Source organism: Planktosalinus sp. (assembly GCF_059864935.1).
Map to the genome: position 1 here is coordinate 1 of NZ_JCBCCK010000147.1, position 2399 is coordinate 2399.

The window sequence follows — 2399 nt, forward strand, 5'->3', positions numbered from 1 at the left end:
CGGGTTATTTTAACCGGAATGATTTTCGTGACGATTTAAAAGCATTTTCTATGGCAACTTTTAAAGTGGATGTGATTGAAAGGGAGCAAAGCAATCAGGTGTTTTTGAATAAAGAGGTTTTAAAAAACGCAAAACTCGACCCAAGAGAAGTTCAACAAATCCTGGCCGACTATCTAATTACTTACCCTATGATAGATAAGGTTTTTACACGAAACCAGTTAGAGGGCGGTTCTTTTACGCGGGACATTGGCTATTTGGTCCAAAACGGTTTTCACCAGAAACGCAGTGGCGATGTGGTGTACGTGTTTGAACCCTCCATATTGTCCACCTGGTATGAACGGGGAGGGACTTCACACGGCAGCGGTTTTACTTATGACACTCACGTGCCGCTGATTTTTTACGGCAACGGCATTAAAAAAGGACATACTTACCAAAAGTCTGAAATAACTGATATTGCACCTACACTCTCGGCTTTGCTTGGTATAGCACGGCCCAACGGTGCAACAGGCAGGGTGTTGACGGAGTTGTTTGAGTGAATTTTGGAATGGTTGTCTAAAATTTATTTGAAAAACTTTTTCTTGATTTTTCGTAATCGCAGTTTTCGAATAAATAATCCTTCACTTTCCGAAACAAGAAATTGTGATTTGTTCTTTTTCGCCTTGAAAAAGCCTTTCAAATAATCGATAACCAATAGAAGCTTTCCCTTTTTAAAAGCCAGTTTTACTGAAGCAAATACTGTTAGCCAAAACCCATAACGCAAAGTATAAAATGCCTCGCCTTGCTTATAACGAGCAGCTTTGTCATAGGTTTTGCCTGTGGGTTTTAAGTGTTTAACAAGAAGTGAAGGCTCTGTGACCACTACCCAGCCGTGGAATTGAGCTAAAAGCTCATCTGCCGAGTCCCAGCCCATTGCCGTTTTTAAACCTCCTATGTCTTTAAAACACGCTTTTCGATAAGCTTTTAACGCACCGCGAATGTGGTCTTTATTTGTGAGATTTTCAATCTCCCAGGTTCCTTTTTTTTCTATGGTGCAAAATCCCCCCGCCATGCCACACTTGGGGTTGTTTTCAAAAATTTCAGCAATTTTTTCCAGGTAATTTCCAGGAAAAATCAGGTCGGCATCAAACTTACAGATGATGTCATAGTCATTATCCAGCGTTTCAAAACCTTTGTAAAAAGCGTTGATGACTTTGCTTCCGGGAAGGTGCTTGTCTTCTGAGGTTATTTTGACTAAATGAATGAAGGGAAACTCATCAGCATAACGAGACACCACTTCCGAAGTAGCGTCTGTGGAATGGTCATCCACAACCACTATTTTCTTCGGAAGCAGTGTCTGGTTGGCTAAAGACAACAAGGTCTTTTCTATGTATTCAGCTTCGTTATGAGCCGGAATGACAATGTAAAATTTCAATGCTGAAAGGTGTTAATAAAGTTCCTTTCAAAGGTAAACATATTTTTAATTGCAACTCACACTGGGGTTCCAGTCATAAAAGATACCGTTTGGGTTTTCTTTTTCGGTCCAAACGTGGAGCGCCCAGATTTCCAGTTGTTCGTTTTGGTGAAATTGCTGGTTAAACAACATGGGTGGTTCAGCATCAGCAGGGTGAATGGCAAAGGGCACTATATATTCGACACCCAAAAACTCCCATTCATCATTTTCATCCTTATTGTAAAGTAACACCTGAGGCTCAAGGTGGTTTACCCTTCCGTCAAAATATTCCATACGGCCGTAGTGGTAGCCCATGCCACCTTCTGTGGGATGCTCTACACAATCTGACATTTGATTGTTCCAGCCGGCACTCATTGCTGTATCAAAATCGTGATAGGCAGCTGTTTCAGAACGTACTTGACTGATGAGGTAGTTGATCCAATTATCACAATTTACTGTGGGATTAAAGTCTTCAAACATCCCGCCCGGATTGGTTCTTTCTGTCCAGACATGCAATGCCCAAAGGCCTAAATGATGATTGGCGTGAAATTCCTGAAAAAATAAAACCGGTGGGTCTGCATCAGCCGGTAATATACCAAAGGGTACAATGTATTCCACACCCAGAAACTCCATCTGTTCATTTACATTCATTGCATAAAGCAATACTTGTGGTTCCAGATGGTTGACCCGGCCGTCAATATAATCCATACGGGCATAGTGGTGACCCATTCCTCCAAATGCTGGGTGTTCCACACAACCGGACAAATCAGTATTCCAGCCGGCATTCATGGCTGCATTGATGTTGGTAAATGAAGCAGTTGCATTTCTAACTTCCTGAATCAAGAGGGCAATTTGCTCTTCTTCAGAAAGCGGCGGAGTGTTGTCGTCATCACTAGAACAAGCAGTAAAAACGGCTAATGATAAGCATAGTGTAATTAATTTCAGATTTTTCATAATTGTTTGATTTAGT

The 2399-nt window shown here is 41.4% G+C and carries 2 protein-coding genes and 1 pseudogene; 1 reads left to right on the top strand and 2 read right to left on the bottom strand.

Going from position 1 to position 2399, the window contains the following annotated elements; all coding sequences use genetic code 11:
• Positions 1-536: pseudogene (locus AC6F75_RS06010) on the top strand (alkaline phosphatase family protein); the annotation flags it as partial.
• A 23-nt stretch (positions 537-559) separates the two neighbouring features.
• Here AC6F75_RS06010 and AC6F75_RS06015 read toward each other — a convergent pair.
• Positions 560-1411: a glycosyltransferase gene (locus AC6F75_RS06015; protein WP_500714047.1), complete on the bottom strand. Its 852-nt coding sequence runs from the start codon at positions 1409-1411 to the stop codon at positions 560-562.
• A gap of 45 nt (positions 1412-1456) precedes the next feature.
• A partial coding sequence (locus AC6F75_RS06020) for a hypothetical protein (RefSeq protein WP_500714048.1) occupies positions 1457-2399 on the bottom strand: 943 nt, incomplete at its 5' end.